16 protein-coding genes and 6 pseudogenes are annotated in these 17,278 nt (G+C 65.7%); 18 read left to right on the plus strand and 4 right to left on the minus strand.

Annotated elements, in window-relative coordinates:
* Positions 1-243: 243 nt before the first annotated feature.
* The 5 genes and pseudogenes from DTA22_RS02850 to DTA22_RS02875 form a co-directional block, all read left to right on the plus strand.
* Positions 244-450 carry a hypothetical protein gene (locus tag DTA22_RS02850; RefSeq protein WP_052033591.1) on the plus strand — a complete coding sequence of 69 codons (207 nt, stop codon included), beginning with the start codon at positions 244-246 and terminating at the stop codon, positions 448-450.
* A gap of 760 nt (positions 451-1,210) precedes the next feature.
* Positions 1,211-1,930: an SDR family NAD(P)-dependent oxidoreductase gene (locus DTA22_RS02865; RefSeq protein WP_037240156.1), complete on the plus strand. Its 720-nt coding sequence runs from the start codon at positions 1,211-1,213 to the stop codon at positions 1,928-1,930.
* Positions 1,927-2,301 carry a nuclear transport factor 2 family protein gene (locus DTA22_RS02870; protein ID WP_052033592.1) on the plus strand — a complete coding sequence of 125 codons (375 nt, stop codon included), beginning with the start codon at positions 1,927-1,929 and terminating at the stop codon, positions 2,299-2,301. Before DTA22_RS02865 ends, DTA22_RS02870 begins: the two co-directional genes overlap by 4 nt.
* A 139-nt stretch (positions 2,302-2,440) precedes the next feature.
* Positions 2,441-2,623, plus strand: a pseudogene (locus DTA22_RS37010) (Clp protease N-terminal domain-containing protein); the annotation flags it as partial.
* A gap of 44 nt (positions 2,624-2,667) precedes the next feature.
* A pseudogene (locus DTA22_RS02875) lies at positions 2,668-2,997 on the plus strand (WhiB family transcriptional regulator); the annotation flags it as partial.
* A 322-nt stretch (positions 2,998-3,319) separates the two neighbouring features.
* Here DTA22_RS02875 and DTA22_RS02880 read toward each other — a convergent pair.
* On the minus strand, positions 3,320-4,801 hold the full coding sequence (locus DTA22_RS02880) for a sensor histidine kinase (RefSeq protein ID WP_112298859.1): 1,482 nt from the start codon (positions 4,799-4,801) through the stop codon (positions 3,320-3,322).
* A 140-nt stretch (positions 4,802-4,941) separates the two neighbouring features.
* Positions 4,942-5,216, minus strand: a pseudogene (locus tag DTA22_RS37090) (transposase); the annotation flags it as partial.
* Between the two features lie 2,578 nt (positions 5,217-7,794).
* On the opposite strand from DTA22_RS37090, the gene DTA22_RS02905 reads away from it, so the two are divergent.
* From DTA22_RS02905 to DTA22_RS36600, 9 genes and pseudogenes are all read left to right on the plus strand, one after another.
* A complete protein-coding gene (locus DTA22_RS02905; protein WP_037240207.1) occupies positions 7,795-8,181 on the plus strand; it encodes a hypothetical protein in 387 nt (128 codons plus the stop codon).
* 444 nt (positions 8,182-8,625) lie between these two features.
* Entirely contained in the window at positions 8,626-9,312 is a 687-nt protein-coding gene (locus DTA22_RS02910) for a hypothetical protein (protein WP_037240210.1), read from the plus strand.
* Positions 9,313-9,317: 5 nt separating this feature from the next.
* Entirely contained in the window at positions 9,318-10,628 is a 1,311-nt protein-coding gene (locus DTA22_RS02915; RefSeq protein WP_112298860.1) for an SRPBCC family protein, read from the plus strand.
* The gene (gene gvpJ, locus DTA22_RS02920) at positions 10,625-10,993 is read left to right on the plus strand and encodes a gas vesicle protein GvpJ (RefSeq protein ID WP_037240165.1); all 369 of its coding nucleotides are present in this window, start codon (positions 10,625-10,627) and stop codon (positions 10,991-10,993) included. The genes DTA22_RS02915 and gvpJ overlap by 4 nt, the downstream gene beginning before the upstream one ends.
* On the plus strand, positions 10,993-11,781 hold the full coding sequence (locus DTA22_RS02925) for a GvpL/GvpF family gas vesicle protein (RefSeq protein ID WP_037240215.1): 789 nt from the start codon (positions 10,993-10,995) through the stop codon (positions 11,779-11,781). Before gvpJ ends, DTA22_RS02925 begins: the two co-directional genes overlap by 1 nt.
* Before the next feature lie 4 nt (positions 11,782-11,785).
* Complete coding sequence (locus tag DTA22_RS02930; protein WP_037240167.1) at positions 11,786-12,037, plus strand: gas vesicle protein GvpG; 252 nt, start codon at positions 11,786-11,788, stop codon at positions 12,035-12,037.
* Positions 12,038-12,044: 7 nt separating this feature from the next.
* Positions 12,045-12,320: a gas vesicle protein GvpO gene (gene gvpO, locus DTA22_RS02935; protein ID WP_037240169.1), complete on the plus strand. Its 276-nt coding sequence runs from the start codon at positions 12,045-12,047 to the stop codon at positions 12,318-12,320.
* A pseudogene (locus DTA22_RS36595) lies at positions 12,317-12,549 on the plus strand (hypothetical protein). The gene gvpO and the pseudogene DTA22_RS36595 overlap by 4 nt, the downstream one beginning before the upstream one ends.
* A gap of 554 nt (positions 12,550-13,103) precedes the next feature.
* Positions 13,104-13,220 (plus strand): annotated as a pseudogene (locus tag DTA22_RS36600) (2-oxo-hepta-3-ene-1,7-dioate hydratase); the annotation flags it as partial.
* Between the two features lie 70 nt (positions 13,221-13,290).
* Here the strand turns inward: DTA22_RS36600 and DTA22_RS02955 are convergent.
* On the minus strand, positions 13,291-13,926 hold the full coding sequence (locus DTA22_RS02955; protein WP_245973498.1) for a hypothetical protein: 636 nt from the start codon (positions 13,924-13,926) through the stop codon (positions 13,291-13,293).
* 191 nt (positions 13,927-14,117) lie between these two features.
* Positions 14,118-14,276: pseudogene (locus tag DTA22_RS36605) on the minus strand (GlsB/YeaQ/YmgE family stress response membrane protein); the annotation flags it as partial.
* A gap of 395 nt (positions 14,277-14,671) precedes the next feature.
* Between DTA22_RS36605 and DTA22_RS02965 the strand changes: the two are divergent.
* Genes DTA22_RS02965 through DTA22_RS02980 form a run of 4 tightly spaced genes read left to right on the plus strand, consistent with a single transcriptional unit; the run spans position 14,672 to position 16,939 of the window.
* Positions 14,672-15,001, plus strand: coding sequence for a PadR family transcriptional regulator (locus tag DTA22_RS02965; protein WP_037240175.1), 330 nt, complete (start codon positions 14,672-14,674; stop codon positions 14,999-15,001).
* Between the two features lie 2 nt (positions 15,002-15,003).
* Positions 15,004-15,366 carry a DUF1048 domain-containing protein gene (locus DTA22_RS02970; protein WP_200887677.1) on the plus strand — a complete coding sequence of 121 codons (363 nt, stop codon included), beginning with the start codon at positions 15,004-15,006 and terminating at the stop codon, positions 15,364-15,366.
* A complete protein-coding gene (locus DTA22_RS02975) occupies positions 15,363-16,175 on the plus strand; it encodes an ABC transporter ATP-binding protein (RefSeq protein ID WP_112298435.1) in 813 nt (270 codons plus the stop codon). Before DTA22_RS02970 ends, DTA22_RS02975 begins: the two co-directional genes overlap by 4 nt.
* A complete protein-coding gene (locus DTA22_RS02980; RefSeq protein ID WP_112298861.1) occupies positions 16,175-16,939 on the plus strand; it encodes an ABC transporter permease in 765 nt (254 codons plus the stop codon). The genes DTA22_RS02975 and DTA22_RS02980 overlap by 1 nt, the downstream gene beginning before the upstream one ends.
* Positions 16,940-17,278: the final 339 nt, after the last annotated feature.

Here is a 17,278-nt window from a genome sequence, read left to right on the forward strand (position 1 = left end):
AGGCGACTTTGTCACCGACGTGTGCGATGCCCACAATCGTCCAGCACCTTCCTGGCAGTCAGCTACGAGCAAACAAACTGCAGCAGAGAATGATTCGACCATCGAACCGGGACCACACAGGTGCGCGGCAGGAGGATGAACAGGGTGGAACGAGGATCTCCTGGTAGGACGCGGCGCGGCAGGCGCGACAGACTACGTCTCGGTGGCGCCGACTCAGGGCAGATCGATACCGAGTCTTCAGCATTGGTTGAATTCGCGCTGCGCTGGCTCCCGTTCGGCGGCCCGCGGGCCGATGACATTCTTGTGACCTTCGGCATCAGCACGCTGACCTTCGCTCGGCGGCTCCAGGAGGTCCTGGCCTCGGATCACCCGCCCCGCCTGTCGCTGGCGGAGCGAAACGGTCTGCGTGAGATGGCCGCCGCCCTCGGCCGTCCTTCGGAGCGGCCATGACCCTTGGGATCGGTATCTATCGAGGCCGTCGCGAGCTCAACTGAGCCTCGCGACTCCTCCTAGCGCTCCTCCAAGGTGGTCACGACCACGTCCGGGCAATCCCATAATGACGCCGGATCCATCTCCCCCCAGCAGATGACGCGTTTCGCGACGTAGCCGATACCTCCACTCGGGACCTCGCCGAAAACCTGGAAGGTTCGATAAATGCCCGCACTCATCTTTCATGCTGCGATCGCAATCGCCAGACTGCTGACACCCCGCGGGGTCATAGAGACAGTCCAACGCATGCTTACACATATCGCTGTCACGCGAGCCACTACGAGATGGCTAACCATGGCAGCCGAACAGCAAGAGGACTTTGGTTATCGTCCGTTGAGAGATGGACCGGCCGAGTCGAACGCCGCGTCCCAGTAAGCCGACCACTACGCGACTGGGGCAAGACCTGGAACGACCCGAAGCCATTCGTCTGGCCCAAGACCGCCGAGGAGGCACTCGATCCCCTCGCGAAACATATCTCACGAATTTCTTGACGCGGGATACCTGCGAGTAGAGCGCGACGCGCCAACCTTCTGCGCGTAGGCCGCCCCACGCGCGCCCCGCTTCGCCCCGGCCCAACTTTTGTTCGTCTGGGAACAAGACGTGGCGTCACAACCCAGAAACAATCGGTGATGCCACGCACGCAATCGCGGGACCCGGTTCCGGTCTGAGCCCAAATGCGAAGAAGCAATCCATCACTACACACAGAGATCGGTTGAAATCGATGTTGAACACAAACCTGTCCGGCAGCACCGTTGTCATCACAGGGGGGGCCGCAGGAATCGGCCTGGCCACTGCTGAGCTCGCAGCGCAACGCGGCGCCACGGTCGTGCTGACCGACCGTTCCGAGGCCACCCTCGAGGCAGCAGTGGAGAAGATCGGCCCCAACGCGGACTATCGGGTCCTCGATGTCACCGATACCACCGCAGTCGAGGACGTCATGGCATCGGTGGGCACCATCGACCACCTCTTCACCTGCGCGTCAGGGATCACAGTCGCCCCGTTTACCGAAATCACCGAGGAACAGATGCGGGACTTCTTCGAGGTCAAGTGGTGGGGGCAGTACCGGAGCGTCAAAGCCGCGCTGCCACACATCCCAAAGGAGACCGGTTCGATCACGCTGGTTTCCGGATACCTCTACCGCAAGGTCGACCCAGGCTATTCCGCGTTCGCAGCCGTCAATGGTGCGGTCGAGGCCACGGTCAAGTCTCTAGCGATCGAGCTTGCGCCGCTACGTGTCAACGCCCTTGCACCGGGGCCCGTTGACACCCACAAGCGCCGAATGAGCGATGCCGAGCACAGGTCCTATCGCGAGCAGGTCGCGGCATCACTTCCGATCGGCCGTCCTGGTGAGGTAGAGGAGCTTGCGGGTGCCGCACTGTTCCTAATGGAGAACACTTTCACCACCGGCATCACGCTCGATGTCGACGGCGGCAAGCGGTGAGCGACGCCGACACAATCTTCGCTGAGGTGCTGGCCGCCTGGGGGCGACGTTTCAATGCGGGCGACGCCCGCGGGGTCTCCGACATGTTCACCGCCAACGCGATCTTTCAGGGGCTATGCCCCGAGCCGAAGTTCGGCAAGGGCGAGATCCTGACGTACTACGAGAACGTCCCAGCCAGCACAACAGTTCTCGCCCAGCCCATCTCGGTGTATCGAATCGGTGAGGACTTCATCGGCGGAATCGCCGAAATCGTCTTCACCGAGCCCGACGGACGCCAAAGGCCGGTCAACCTGTCGATGCTTCTCTGCGCGGACCGCGGGGCATGGCTGATCTGTCACTATCACGTTTCGGATGGTCAGCCAGAAGATTGATCCCGTGCCGTATTCGCGAGGACGAGTTGATTCAGGCGTCCGAGCTCGTCACGGTCGCCCGGCGCGCGCACCACCCAGATACGGATGTGGCGAGCGCGAGGCTGGCGGAACTGCGGTGAAGGCGCGGTCGGTGCAGGCGATCAACTCCGCCTACCGCCCACCGCCCTGCGGCCCGTTCGAGAGATACTCCGATCAAGCCCGCCAGGTGGTCGTCCTCGCCGCCGGCGCCGCCCGCACCCACCACCAGAACTCCGTCGGCACCGAACACCTGCTCGTCGGGATCCTCGACGCCGGCGGCCCCGGAGCCATGACACGGGCATCACCCCAACACCGTTACCGCCGAGCATTTGACACTCGACCCACCAGGTCACGAGCGGACCCGAAGGATGGCGGGGCAGCACCGCGTGCCGCGGTATCGAACCGTCGATGTTCGTCTCCCCCGACAAGGAACGCGGTACCGCCCGAAGTCACCGCGAATCACGAGCCCGGCCGATCTGCCAGCACTGCCCCGTACTCACCCAGTGCCGCGAGCACGCCCTGACGACGGGCGAACCGTACGGAATCTGGGGCGGCATGACCGAGGACGACCGCAGACGACACACCAACCGAGCTCGCCGCGGCGAGCAACGACCCCTCGCGCCCCGGCACGCGACACCGGCCACCGCCGACGCCCTTCACCTGAGCTGCGCCCGGTAACCACCGCGTCCAGCGCGGCATCCCGACGACCCCACCACCCGACGGAGAACCCCGGATCGGCACCCGAATGCGTACCAGATCAACAGTTTTGGACAACCCACGTCCGGTGGAGCATCGCCGATCGAGACGCCCGAACGCGTCAACGACGCGATGCTTACGGCCTCGAAAGCGAGGACGGTCCCGTCGAAGCGACGGAAGCACCGATTGTCACCGGTCGGGATGACGGCTTGACCGCCCGGGTCGGCGAAGATCACCGCCGCACCGCCGGAAAATGTGCCCTCAACTGGCCAGTGAACCGGCCGTTCGGCTCGCGGTGGCTAAGTCACACATCACCGGGCGGCGGCCGATCAGTCACTTGTGGAGACGCCTCCGGTGCGGGTATCGCCCACTCGACCGCTGTCCCCGGCCCCAGGTCGCGAAAGACCGCGTGACCGCCGAGCCGCTCGGCGCGGCGCCGAATGTTCGTCAGTCCGTCTCCATGCGCGGCTCCCGCCGCGATTCCGGTGCCGTTGTCGCTCACGGTCAACACGAGGCCGTCGGCGGCGGCGGTGACCCGGACACTGCACACGCTCGCCTGTGCGTGGCGGGCGACGTTGCTCAGGGCCTCGCGCAGGGCAGCCTGCAGTTCCGGCCCGGCCTCGCTGCCCGAATACCGGTCGACCGGCCCCTCCACACAGACATCCGGAGTGAAACCGAGCGCGGCGGCACTGTTGTCGACGATCTCGCTCACCGCGGCACTCAGGCTGCCCGCCTCCCCGGACCGCGCGGCCCCGGTGGACCCGGTGAGATCGAATATGACGGCCCGCAATCCACGCACGATGCTGTCGGTCTCGTCGATCAGCGGGTCCAGATCCGCCGACAAGCGTGGATGCCGGACGCCCAGCGAGGTCAGCGTCAGACCCAGACCGAACACACGCTGAAGGGTCATATCGTGGAGATCCGCCGCCATCCGGCCCTGTTCGTCATCACGTGCGCGGGCCCGCTCCGCCGCCATGAGTTGTTCGTTCTTCGCCAGCAGGCTGGTCCGCATCGTGTCGACCGCCCCGGCGATGATCGCCACCTCCCGGGGCCCGTCGGTGTCGATCTCCCGCCCGTAGTCGCCGCCGGCCACCGCGCCGATGTCGGCGAGAAGACGATCGATCGGCCGTGTCAGCAGCCGCCGCGTCAGATACACCGCGGTCACGGCCGTGACCACGGCGAGAACGAAGGCGACGACGGTCGCGATGTTCGCCAGCGCCTGCGCCGAGTGGACTCGCTCGACCTGCTCGGTGACCAGGACGTCGGTACGGGCACTCAATTCCGCGAGCCGTGTGCGCAGGTCGTCGAACAACTCCTTACCCGTCGCGGTCGTCGACTGGATCCGATCCGGTTCGCTCGCGTTGTCGCGGCGCGCAGAGATCTGCGGCTCCGCTGCCCGCGTCCGCCACATCTCGGCCGCCTCGGCGGTCCTCTGCAGCGCTGCCTGCGCGGCCGCATCCTCGGCGAGCAGCGTGTCCAGGCGAGTGTGCAGTGCGGCCGCGTCACGCCGGCCCGCGTCATAGGGTTCGAGGAATTGCGGATCGCCGGTAAGGGTGTACCCGCGTTGTCCCGTTTCCTGGTTCACATACGACGTGGTCAGCTCGGCCACCGCCCGCTGCGCGGGCCGCAGCTGCTCGGACAGGTCGTCGACAGATGCTCGTACCGCCAATCTCCCGTACACCGAAAAGGCTGTGGACACCGCGAACAGCGTCACCAGAATGCCGATAGCCAGCCACAGCAGCGTCCGCAACGAGACCCGCGCGGTATTCGCGCTCGAATCCGTCATCGCAAACCTCTCGGACTCGCAGAACCAGCCGAACGGCACCGGTATGCGCCGACACATAAACTCCACAACCGAGTCCACCCTAGGCCCCCACCCCGCCGGCAAGATCAGAACGGGCAACCAGCTGGTCCCGAGCGAGTCGGTCAAGTCCCGCGAGGTGGTGTACGTCGTCGTGCGATTCCTCGCCTGATGGTTATGCGGTCAGAGCCGCCTGTGTCACCGCCTGAAGTAGGTTCGGTATCGATGTCGTCGCGGTGAGCTCCGCGGGAGCGGGCCAGTACGTCGAGGCAGCGGCGAGCGTCGATCCATTCGTCGTGTTGGTCGGCGAGGACGGTCCGACGAGCCTAATGAGGGCGGTGCGCGGGAAGATCCCGACGACATCGGTCCACCGCCGGATTTCGTTGGTGAGTCTCTTCCTTAACCGGCCTTCGCGTGGGGGTCAATCGCAGATTGGTGATCTGGAGTCAGCGGTTGAGTCGGTGGAGGTGGTCGGTCAGGGCGTCTGCCACGCGGTGGTGGCGAGCAGCTTCGTCGGACCAGCCGCGGTCGCAGGCTTCGGCTTCGGCTTCGGCTTCGGCTTCGGCTTCGGCTTCGGCTTCGAGTGCCTGGATATCGGAGCGTTGCGCCTCGAGCGCGTCACGGAAGTCGGGTTCGGTGACGAAGTTTGTCGCAGGTCTCGCAGATGTTGGCGTAGCGGCAGGCTCCTGCCGCTACGTGTCGGGAGCAGTAGCCATGGGCGACGCGCGTTGTGAGCATCTCGCTGCCGAGCCAGCTGACGGTGTCCGGAACGACCGGCTAGCCGACCGGGGTGAGGGTGAACCGGCGGCGCACCTTGTCCATCGCCTGGTCGTAGGCTTCGCGCAACGTCGGCGATGCGAGGGTGGCGTTGCGGAGGGTCATCTGTGGAGTGACGTGCCCGCGCAACGCCATTCAACGCCTGCAGGCTCATACCGGCACGTCGTAACCGACACCGCCATCAGGAGCCGCAGTCAACGCCCAAGATCATGGCATCTCTCGCCGTTGGACTTCGCCTGCCCAACTACGCCCGCATCGTTACACACCTCACAACTCACACAACGGCACGTAACCCATTGGCGCAGCGCATTTTCAGATTCTGTGGAAGCCAGCTGAGCCTCAGCGACGAGTCCCATCAGACGGGCGATGATTCTCGTCAGACCGCCAACCATCCCGGTGCATCGCACACCTGCGGGCACACCCGGGACCGACGACCAACCACCTCGGCGGGCGGCACCCCGACGCTCGTCTCCTGGCGTCACCGGCGGCAGGTCAGCGAGCAGACCGTCTGTCGGGTCGACGGTCGTCGGCGTACATGGCTTCGATTCTCGCCTTGATCTCGGCGGTGCTCATCACATCGCGCCGCCTCCGGGTGCTGGGAGTGGACACGAAAGTCGTCGGGATCGAGGGTGTCGCCATGGGAATTCTGCCTTCATGTGGGTGTGGGGCGGCCGCGGCCGCGTCAGTCTTGTCATCACGCACATATGTGATCTGATTCACAGGCGGAAGCGTTACATTACGTCGTTCCTTGCTTCATCGGCGCCCGCCATCCCATCGGCCCTACGGTCGAGCCGGTACCCATGCGGGTATGGATTCCGGCATCGGCGGCCGCGCGGTTCCGGAGGCTCGCCTGGCCGGGCATCTGCTGGCCCTGGTCACCGACCACGACGTCGACGCGTTGTCGATGGATCTGTGTCTGCTGATGCAACCACCGGACATGGACCCTTCTCCGGGCCCCCTCTACAGCGGTGTGGGATCTGATCTGGGTAGTCCCCGCCCTGACCGACATGGTCATCGCCAAGTCGTCCGCGAGCTAAGACCACCGCCAGTCGCGCCCTCGGCCTCATGGACGTCCAGGGGCGCGAGTTCGCTCCGAACCTGAACATCACGTCGGACATTAACTATGAGATTGTGAATTCTGGGAAGTCCGCGTCGGGTTCCGTTATGTGCGCGGATGCTCGACTGTCCATCGAACGAGGCCGGTAGCCACCCGAGCGGTGATCTGGTGGAGAACGGCGTCCACGGGCCCGGTGGGCGTGGCCGAGGTACGTGAGAGCGCCGGAAACCTCGACGCGTTGGCGCACCGAAAGGTTCCCACCGTTCGCGCATTCGTCAACAGTCTGTCCTCGAGTGCCACGACGACCCGGTCACGCTCGTCTGCTCCACGACGTCACCGAACTGCCGTGGGATGGTCCTCCCACAACGGATTTCGGTTGACGCGTCTCGACGTCCTGTTCCGTAGGACTTCCGCGCGGGGACGCACCTGTCGGGTTCGGGAACCCTCCAGTGAGCTGCAGAAGCCGAACAGTGTGTCAGTGAGGGAGGCACACCGCTGCGAGAGCCCGTCGTACCGGGCACCGCTGGCAGCCAGGTGGTCGAATAGAGGCGGCGAGGCCGCTGCGCAATTCCGGCGTTGAATCCGGTTTCCGAGGTCGACCCGGGGGTACTTGCGAACTATGGGTGCACGAGCGAGAACGGACGGCCGGACACCGGTCACATCGCACAGTGGCGGCGCAGTCGGCAACGGCAGGACCACTGACGCCGGAGGCCTGGCCACGACCGCCACAACCAAGCCGAAGGCCCGGGCATCGACCGCGGCGAACAGGTTCGCGGCGACCGCCACCACCGAAGCGGGGCGGCTGCCGCGCAGGCGGCCGGCGCCCGCGACATCGACTGGGGGCACCTCGCGGCACAGCGGCTCGCGGGCGTCTGAACCGAAACCGCGACGAACGCGAACAGGCGCCACCAGCGAAGCAGCCTCGGGCACACCCCGTCGGCGGCGCGCCGACAGCGAGGCACCCTCCGGGCGTGCGCCGGCACGGGCCACCACCGCGAAGCCGACGGCTCGCACACATCCCCGAGGTGAGGGGTCCCGCACATCCGCGCACCCGCGGTCCACCGCACCGAACCGCACACGCCGACCGGAGTCGTCAGCGAAGGACACCGAACGCGGCGGGCCCGCCGACACGACCTGGAGCCGGGTGTTGCGGTCGGTCGAGGCCGCCATCGAATGGCTCAAAGCCCACATTCGCCGGCTTCAGGAGACGGTGCGAGACCGCGGCGCCATGCTGACGGAAAAGATCAAGCAGAAGATCCAGGAGTGGATGAACCCCCTCGTCGACGAGGTCGCGCACGGCGGGGTGGGCATGCAAGCCGGACTCGAGGGTGTTCGGGCCGCCCTGACAGGTAAGAATCCTGTGTGGGCCGCGATCAAAGGGCTGGTCTCCGGATTGAGCACCAAGGCCAAGGTCGCCCTGATTCTCCTACTGGTCCTCGGACTGCTCCTCGGGCCGGTACTGCTCGTAGTCCTATTGCTGGCCCTGCTTGTCATGGCGATCGTCGCGGCGGTGCGGGCCGCTGCACGCTGACCTGATCGACGGGCGGGCAGGGCCGATTCGTGAGCAGGCGGCGCACGACACAACAAGAAAAGAATTCATCGTGGCACTGCCCAACCAATGAACACCAGCGATCCTCCGTCGCTCAACGAACCCTCGTGTATCCGCCGTGCAAGGGATTTCCCTTGCACAGCAACATCTCCGAAGGAATCCTTCCGCACGAGTCGGCTTGGTTCATCCCGGCTGCTCCGGAGAGGCCGGAATCACCGAATTTCTGCACAACGGAAAATGGGTTCCCGTGAAGTCGGCCGGAATCGTGGTGTGCTGGTGATTGAGCGTTGCCGGGTTGGGGTAGTCGACAATGCGCACCCCTACCATGCACACGGTCTTGCGACACATCTCCGAAATCGGTCCTGCGACACATCTCCGAGGTTGGCGAGAGGTGCGTGGTGACTACTCGGCAAAAGGGGTTCAATGATGAACAACAAGACTCAGATGGCGGCCGCGATCGGTGCGGGCTATTTGCTAGGCCGCACCCGCCGGATGAAGCTGGCACTGATGCTCGCCGGGGCCGGTACGACCGGGCGCTTTCGCGGCGGGCCGCGGGAGCTGCTCACACTCGGCACCAAGATGCTCGCGAATTCCCCGGAGGTCGCCAAACTCGGCGACACGGTCCGGGGTGAGCTGCTCGGGGCAGCGAAGGCCGCAGCGGTCACCGCTGCCAGCCAGCGCATCGACTCGCTGAGCAACCGGCTCCAATCGGGCGGCCAGGAGATCACGGGCACCGTCAGCGATGCCGCGGACAACGTCACTGATGTCACCAAGGTGAGCAAATTCGGCCGCAAGAAGCACACTCGTTCGCGGGACGACGACGAGCAGCCCAGTACCGACGAACCGCCGGAGGACAACTCCGCCGGAGAGGAAGACGCGACCGACGACTACGAGGAGCAGGACGAAGACGAGGCCGACGAGGAACCGGCCCCACGTAAGCGGCCCACGCCGCGCCGCCGGGCCGGAGCGACCGGGAGCACCCGGCCCGCGAGCAGGTCGCGGACCGCGAAGTCAGACGAAGACGACGATAACGAAGAGTCTCCTGCCCGCAAACGCAGGACACGGGCCAAGGCCACGACGGACTCTGCGCCCGTCCGACGGGCAAGAAGGTGATGGCGATGACGAGCGCCGCAAAGAAACTACAAGAGGCCGTACCGGGTGACGGCAACGGATCGTCCAGCGTGCTGCAGGAGGCAATGCAGAGACTTGTTGGCACGGTCGCCGAGAAGGCACTGTCCTCGGTCTCGGACAAGGTGGCGAACACCTCCGGGCGGCTCACCGACTACGCCGAGAACGGCGGCGAAGGAGGGCTGCTTGCCGCCCTCACCGGTTCCGAGAAATCGGATGACGATGAGTCACCGGACAAGTCCGACACCGGTGGCGGCTGGTGGGAGGGCGCCAAGCAGACGGTCAAGGACAAGGCGTCCGACCTCAAGGACGCGGTCACCGGCGGTGGCGGTGGCGGTAGCGGAAAAGGCAAGAAGCTGAAATTGACCAACATCGTCGAAACGATCGATGTCGGGGTCCCGGTTCAGCTGGCCTATAACCAATGGACCCAATTCGCCGACTTTCCGTCGTTCATGAAGAAGGTCGAACGGGTCGAGCAGGAATCGGACGAAAAGCTCGAGTGGAAGGCGCAGATCTTCCTGTCGCACCGAACCTGGGAAGCGTCGATCCTCGAGCAGGTTCCCGACGAGCGGATCGTGTGGCGCTCGAAGGGCGCCAAAGGTTTCATCGACGGTGCGGTGACGTTCCACGAGGTGACCCCGGATCTCACCCGCATCGTTCTGATCCTCGAGTATCACCCGAAGGGATTGTTCGAGAAGACGGGAAACCTGTGGCGCGCACAGGGACGACGAGCACGGCTGGAATTGAAACACTTTGCACGCCACGTCATGACGCAGACCATCCTCCATCCTGATGAATTGGAGGGCTGGCGCGGAGAAATCCGGGACGGTCAGGTAGTCGAGCCCGAGCAGGACGAAGCGGAACAGGAAGACGAGCAGGACGAAACGCAGCTGGGCGAGGGTGAAGAGGACGAGGCCGAGGAGCCTGAGGAAGCCGAGGACGAGGCCGAGGACGAGGAACCCGCCGAAACAGACGAGGACGAGTACGAGGAGCCGGAGGAAACAGACGAGGCCGAGGACGAGGAACCCGAGACAGAGGAAGACGAGGCTGAAGAGGACGAGGGCGAAGGTGAGGAAGCGGTCGACGAGGAGGCCGAGGAGGACGAGGCGCCGCCGCCGAAACGCCGTGGTCGCCCACGCAAGACCGCGGCCGCGAGTGAACCGCCGGCACCGCCGAAACGCCGTGGCCGACCGCGCAAGACCGCGGCCGCGAGTGAGGACACGGCACCGGCACGCCGTGGCCGCCCCCGCAAGACCGCGGCCACCAAGTCCGTCGGCGCGAAGCGAGGAGCCCGCCGATGACCACCGGCGGGCCCAGCTCGAGCAGCCTCGCCGACGTCATCGACACCATCCTCGACAAGGGCCTGGTCATCGACGCGTACGTGCGGGTCTCGCTGGTCGGGATCGAACTGCTGACCATCGACGCCCGCATCGTCGTCGCCAGTGTCGACACGTATCTGCGGTTCGCGGAGGCGGTGAACCGGCTCGAGATCGGCAGCGAACCCAAGGGCCTGACCGATCTGGTGGGGTCCGTGACCGAAGGTGGTGCCAAGTCGAAGACCAAGGGCGCGCTCGAGGCTGCCGGCGACAAACTCGGTGACCTCCTCGGCGGCGGACAAGAGGAGCCCGAGCGGGTGCCGCGTAAATCCAGCAGAGGGGACAGATGATGTCCACCACGAACCAGGCCACCGATGCCCCCGAGCAGCCGCGCACCACCGGCATCTACGTCTACGGCATCGTGCCCGCGGACGTGCGGACCGAAGACGACGCCGTCGGCGTCGACGACTCCCAGGTGAGCACCATCAGACACGGTGACATCGCGGCACTGGTCAGCGAAATATCGGTGGACCGACCCCTCGGAAAACCCGCGGACCTTCAGGCCCACGCACACCTGCTGGACGGTGCCGCGCGAGTGGCACCGGTACTCCCCCTGCGCTTCGGGGCCGTCCTCACCGACACCGATGCGCTGAAGGACGAATTGCTCACCGCGCACGCCGACGAGTTCGCCGCCGCCATGGAGCAACTCGAGGGCAAGGCCCAATACGTGGTGAAGGCCCGCTACGTCGAACACGCCGTCCTGTGGGACGTGATCGGCGAGAACGAGCAGGCCAGCGCACTGCGCGACACGATCCGCGACCAGCCGGAGGCCGCCACCCGCGACGCCCGGATGGCCCTCGGCGAGATCGTGGCCAACGCCATCGTCGCGAAGCGAGAGGAAGATACGGCCACGGTGGTCGAGGCACTCGACTCGCTGGCCGACCTGGTCAACGTCCGCGAACCCACCCATGAGGAGGATGCCGCGCAAGTGGCGGTCCTTGTCGAGGTCGCCCGCGGAGACGAGCTCGAGCAGGCGGTGGGCGCGTTGGCGGAGCGGTGGGAGGGCCGGGTGGAGATGCGGCTGCTCGGACCGCTCGCCGCCTACCACTTCGTGATGGCCCAGACGCCGGAGGGCTGAGGCGATGGGACCGTTGTCGTTCATCGTCACGCTGCCGCTCGCGCCGGTGCGTGGGGTGATCTCGCTGGCCGAGTTGATTCAGCGTCAGGTCGAGGAGGAACTGCACGATCCCGCCAGTGCCCGCCGCGCGCTCGAGGAGCTGGACGACGCCCGCGAGCGGGGTGAGATCTCCGCCGAGGAGGAAGAGCAGGCGCAGCAGGCAATCCTCGACCGGATGACCGGAACGGCACAGCCCGCCACTCCGGAGAAGGAGTGAAGAGGTCATGGCGCATCAGCTGCCACCGCCCCTGCCGGCGCAGGACATCGCCGAGCTCGCGGTGCGGGACATCACGCAGCTGACGGGCAAGAAACCGCTCGGTGCGACATCGGTGATGCCGACCGACGACGGGTGGACCGTGGAAGTGGAAGTTGTCGAGGATCGGCGTATCCCGTCTTCGACGGACATGCTCGCCCTGTACGAGGTGGTGCTGGATCTGGACGGAGAGTTGTTGTCCTACCGCAGAACCCGCCGCTACAGCCGTGGCGCCGGTGGGTCATGACCCTGGCCGGCGGCACCTCCGGACGCCTCCCGCAGAGCCCCTCTGGGGGGAATGGGGGCGGACATCAGTCGACCAACCTCGGGGAAATCCTCGAACGGGTACTCGAACTCGACAACCGAAACTCGAGGAGACGATCGCCGCACTCGAGTCCGACCGGTCGATGCGCCTCGGGGCGGAGTCGGGTACGCCGATCCAGGTGGAAGGCAGGCGCCGAGGCGACAACGCCTGAACATCCCGGACCGCTGGTCCCACTGCTGTCCATACCCCACAGTCGCGTCGAGACTTGGCCCCGCACAGGCCACTTCCCTCAACTCGACGAACCCGAACTCATCTCCCGCGCGCTCGACCACTTCCTCGGACCGACTCAGAATCCCCCGGTGACCCAGTGACCCGGTGACTCGGTGGCACCGGTGCGGGCACGGCCGGCGCCTGTGGCGGTCATCAGTGGCCCAGCGGCGTTGTAGCTCAACACCGCGGTGACGACACAGCACCCAACTTCGGTGGCATGGCCCTCCGACCCTCGGCAGCGGTTCCGGCGGTACCGTGACCCCGCCGGGGGGTTCGATCCGGCGGGGTACCAGGCCACCGCGCGGTGTGGGCGCGGCAACACCCTCAACGGTAACCGAGTCGTGGGCCGTTCCGGGTCCGCGCGGGAGCAGGCACCGTCGCCGGCGAGAGGTTTTACCCGCCCTGGTCGGCGGCAGCAAAGTGCCAGCGCGACAACTTCGGCCGCGTCTGGCGCATCACTGCGTTGAGGCAGACATTTTGGCGGAACTCGTCGGGCCGGCCCACCACAAGCTCGGGCTGACCTCCAAGGCGATGCAGGACGGCACAGGCATCACCGAACCCGACTACGGTGTCATCTTCGACGACATGGTGCTCGAAAGCGGCTGCACCGTCGCACGGCATTGCGGGCTCTTACAACCCGGCGCTGATCGATGCGCACCGGGGCAGCCGGCGGGTGAGGAGACTAGTGCGCCTTAGCCGTTCCCTTCCTGCGTGCGGCTGTGTCCGCTCGTGCTTCCGGTGCGGATTCGTCCCGGGACTCCGCCGCCGAGTCGCTGGGCGTCGTGATCCGTGGTTTGCGCCGTCTGCGCGGCTTCGGCTGTCGTTCTTCTTGGACCGCCTGAGACGAACGTCCGTCCTCGTCTTTTCCTTGGTCCGGTGCCTCGTCGACGGTGGAATCCTCGGGGTCCCGCGGGTGGGTGTGCCCGCGACGGCCAATCCTCTTCACCCCGGCGACCAAATGCCCGCCGCCGGCCACGACGTGCGCGCCGCCCGACCGGAGGCGGTCGCGGAACGAATCGACGTGCTCGCCGCTGGCCTCAGCCGTCGCGGCCGCCGTGTCGAGTAGCTCGTCCCGAACCGAATCGCCGAGATCCGCGATCTCCGGAGACGAGGCAAGGAACTCGGATCCCTGTGCGAGCAGATCCTCAGGCCCCTTGGGGGACCGCCCGCCCGCACCAGCGATCTTCACGGCCATCCTCAACTGGTGTGTGCGCCCCAGTAGGTACCCGGCGCCGACCGCTGAGGCAACCTCAACTTTGGTTTTGGCTTTCATTATTTTCATGATCAAACCCACTTGCTGTGTGTCGTCGCCACGCACTGCGTCGGGCGTCGGGAGTATGTAGAACTATGGCGCGTCGGTGCGCGCGAGGCGTATACCGCGACTACCCCGTGTGCCGGGTCCCCAATCGCACACTCCATCGGAAGCCCCTGCGCGGAGGTGGCCACCATCCCCGCGCACACAGCACCCGCCCCGGGCCAGGCGGGGTATCGAGCGCGTGACGCCGACCCTCAGTGGTCTGCGCGATGACCGGCGACCGCCTTGACCACGAAGTAGATCACCGCCCAGAGTAGGCAGGTCAGGAAGCTGAAGATCAGCCCTCCTCCTTCAACATCGACTCCGAGCAGGCTCAGCCGGAACCCACGTACGGCGACGCCGACGACGATGTTTGAGGAGGATCAGCGGGGCGCCGCCTCAACCGCGACATACGAGTATCGGAATCCGACAGCAACGTCTGGATTTCGCGCATTACTCGCAGAATTCGTGAGTTCTGAGCAGCTACGTGCGGCAGTTCTCAAAAGCTGCGTGAGAGCAACGAACCCGATGACGGCCCGCTTCTGCCGTGTTCCGGCCGCCCCCATTACCCGCCCGATTCGGGCGAGTACTACCTCGACCCCTCTCTCACACTTCGCGCGTACTGGCGCCGAGCCGATCAACGGGATCAGCAGTCCCGAAGTCCTCCCTCGTTCTGCGACCCCGATCGCTATTCGGTGTTGCTAACTACCGGTACTCAGTGATACTTTCTACCGGTAGTCAGCAACACAGACTAGATCGAAGGTGAGTGATGGGCAATCAGATGACGGAGATGCTCAAGGGCACGCTCGAGGGCATCGTCCTCGCGATTCTTGCCAAGCAGCCGGCATACGGCTACGAGATCACAGCACTGCTGCGGGAGCGGGGCTTCTCGGATCTCGTCGAAGGCACCGTCTACGCCCTACTCGTCCGCGTCGAGCAGAGGGGCTTCGTGGATGTGGAGAAGGTGCCCTCGGAGAAGGGGCCGCCACGGAAGGTGTTTTCGATCAACGGGCAAGGGCGCGAACAGCTCGACGAGTTCTGGAGGACATGGAGCTTCCTCGCAGAACGTATCGAACAGCTCCACGAAGGAGAGAAGTGATCATGGCCAACTGGATCGAGACCATCACCGGATCGTTCGAGCAGAAGAAACAGTACAAACAGCACAAAGCCCGCATCGATGCCCTTCCCGAGCCGTACGGCACCACCGCGAAAGCGCTGCAGCGGTACTTCATGTACTACGGCGGCCACACGGACGGCGCGACCCTCGTCACGATGATGGGCGACCTCGTCGAACTCTGGGAGCGGGCCGCCGTAGACGGCACGCCGGTACGCGAGATCGTCGGCGAGAACCCGGTCGAGTTCGCCGAGACGTTCGCCCAGGCCTACAGCGGCACGCAGTGGATCGACAAGGAACGCGCCCGCCTGACCAAAGCCATCGAAGACGCGGAACGAGGACAGCAATGACCACGGATGCAACGATCCGGGTCCACGGCCTGGAAAAGTCGTACAACGATCTGCGGGTGCTGCGCGGCGTCGACTTCGACGTGGCGCCGGGCAGCATCTTCGCCCTGCTCGGCTCGAACGGAGCGGGCAAGACCACGGTCGTGAAGATCCTCGCGACCCTGCTCGGGCAGGACGCCGGCACAGCCACGATCAACGGCTTCGACGTCGCCACGCAGCCGCAGAACGTGCGGGAATCGATCAGCCTCACCGGACAGTTCGCAGCCGTCGACGAGATCCTCAGCGGGCGGGAGAATCTCGTGCTGGTCGCCCAGCTGCGGCACCTGAAGAACCCCGGCAAGATCGCCGACGACCTGCTCGCTCGCTTCTCACTGACCGAGGCCGGCGGCCGGAAGGCGTCGACCTATTCGGGGGGCATGCGCCGCCGTCTCGACATCGCGATGAGCCTCATCGGGAACCCGCCGGTCATCTTCCTCGACGAACCGACCACCGGACTCGACCCCCAGGCGCGCATCGAGGTGTGGCAGACGGTGAAGGAACTCGCCGACAACGGCACGACGGTGCTGCTGACCACACAGCACCTGGACGAGGCCGAGCAGCTCGCCGACCGGATCGCGATCCTCCACCAGGGCCGGATCATCGTGAACGGCACCCTCGCCGAGCTCAAGGCCCTGCTGCCGCCCGCGACAGTGGAGTACGTCGAGAAGCAGCCCACCCTCGAGGAGGTCTTCCTCGCGATCATCGGCGACGACAGCGACAGCGTCGGTGCACACACGGTCCGCGACACCCCTACGAACAGCGAGGAGCGATGATGACCACCACGAACTTCTACGGCGACACCACAGTCCTGACGGGGCGTTCGCTGCGCCACATCCTGCGCAGCCCCGACACCATCATCACGACAGCGGTCACCCCGGTCGCACTCATGCTGCTGTTCGTCTACGTGTTCGGCGGCGCGATCGACACCGGGTCGGAGTCTTATCTGAACTTCATGCTGCCCGGCATCCTGCTCATCACGATCGCGTCGGGCATCGCCTACACCTCCTACCGACTCTTCATGGACATGCAGGGCGGGATCTTCGAGCGATTCCAGTCCATGCCGATCGCCCGGTCCAGCGCGCTGTGGGCACACGTGCTGACCTCGCTGGTCGCCAACCTGATCTCCCTCGCGATCGTCATCGGCATCGCCCTCCTCATGGGCTTCCGCACGGGTGCGAGTGTGCTGGCGTGGCTCGCGGTCGCAGGCATCCTGATCCTGTTCACCCTGGCGTTGACGTGGGTCGCTGTGATCGCCGGTCTCTCCGCGAAAACCGTCGACGGTGCCGGCGCGTTCGCCTACCCACTCATCTTCCTACCGTTCATCAGCTCCGCGTTCGTGCCCACCGACACCATGCCCGGCCCGGTGGAGTGGTTCGCTGAAAACCAGCCGGTGACCTCCATCGTCGACACGATCCGCGCCCTGTTCGCACAGCAGCCCGTGGGCAACGACATCTGGATCGCCCTCGCCTGGTGCGTCGGCATCCTCATCGTCGCCTACGCCGCCTCGACGGCCATCTACCGACGCAAGATCAGCTAAGCAGGGGGCGCGCCGGTGATACTGGCCGAAATCGGGCGGCGGTGCCATAACCTCGACAGCGCTCGGCGACACCGGGGAGACAGTGATGGGCAAGTGCCCATGATCGCCCGCCCCACGGTAGGCGAACCTGCACCGACGTCATCCTCCGATCAGGCCCGACCACTGTTACACCGCGTGAAGGTCCACACCCCACACCTCACACGCCACGGCAGCACCGCCGACTACCACCGTTCCAGGACCAGCCGCGCCAATTCGTGAGCGCCGCCAACCGGACTTGAACGTCGTGGCCGCCTTGTTGTCCCACACCGCGGTGAACCCCTTGGTCGCCGACTTCGGCAC

Source organism: Rhodococcus wratislaviensis, from assembly GCF_900455735.1.
Lineage (GTDB): Bacteria > Actinomycetota > Actinomycetes > Mycobacteriales > Mycobacteriaceae > Rhodococcus_F > Rhodococcus_F wratislaviensis.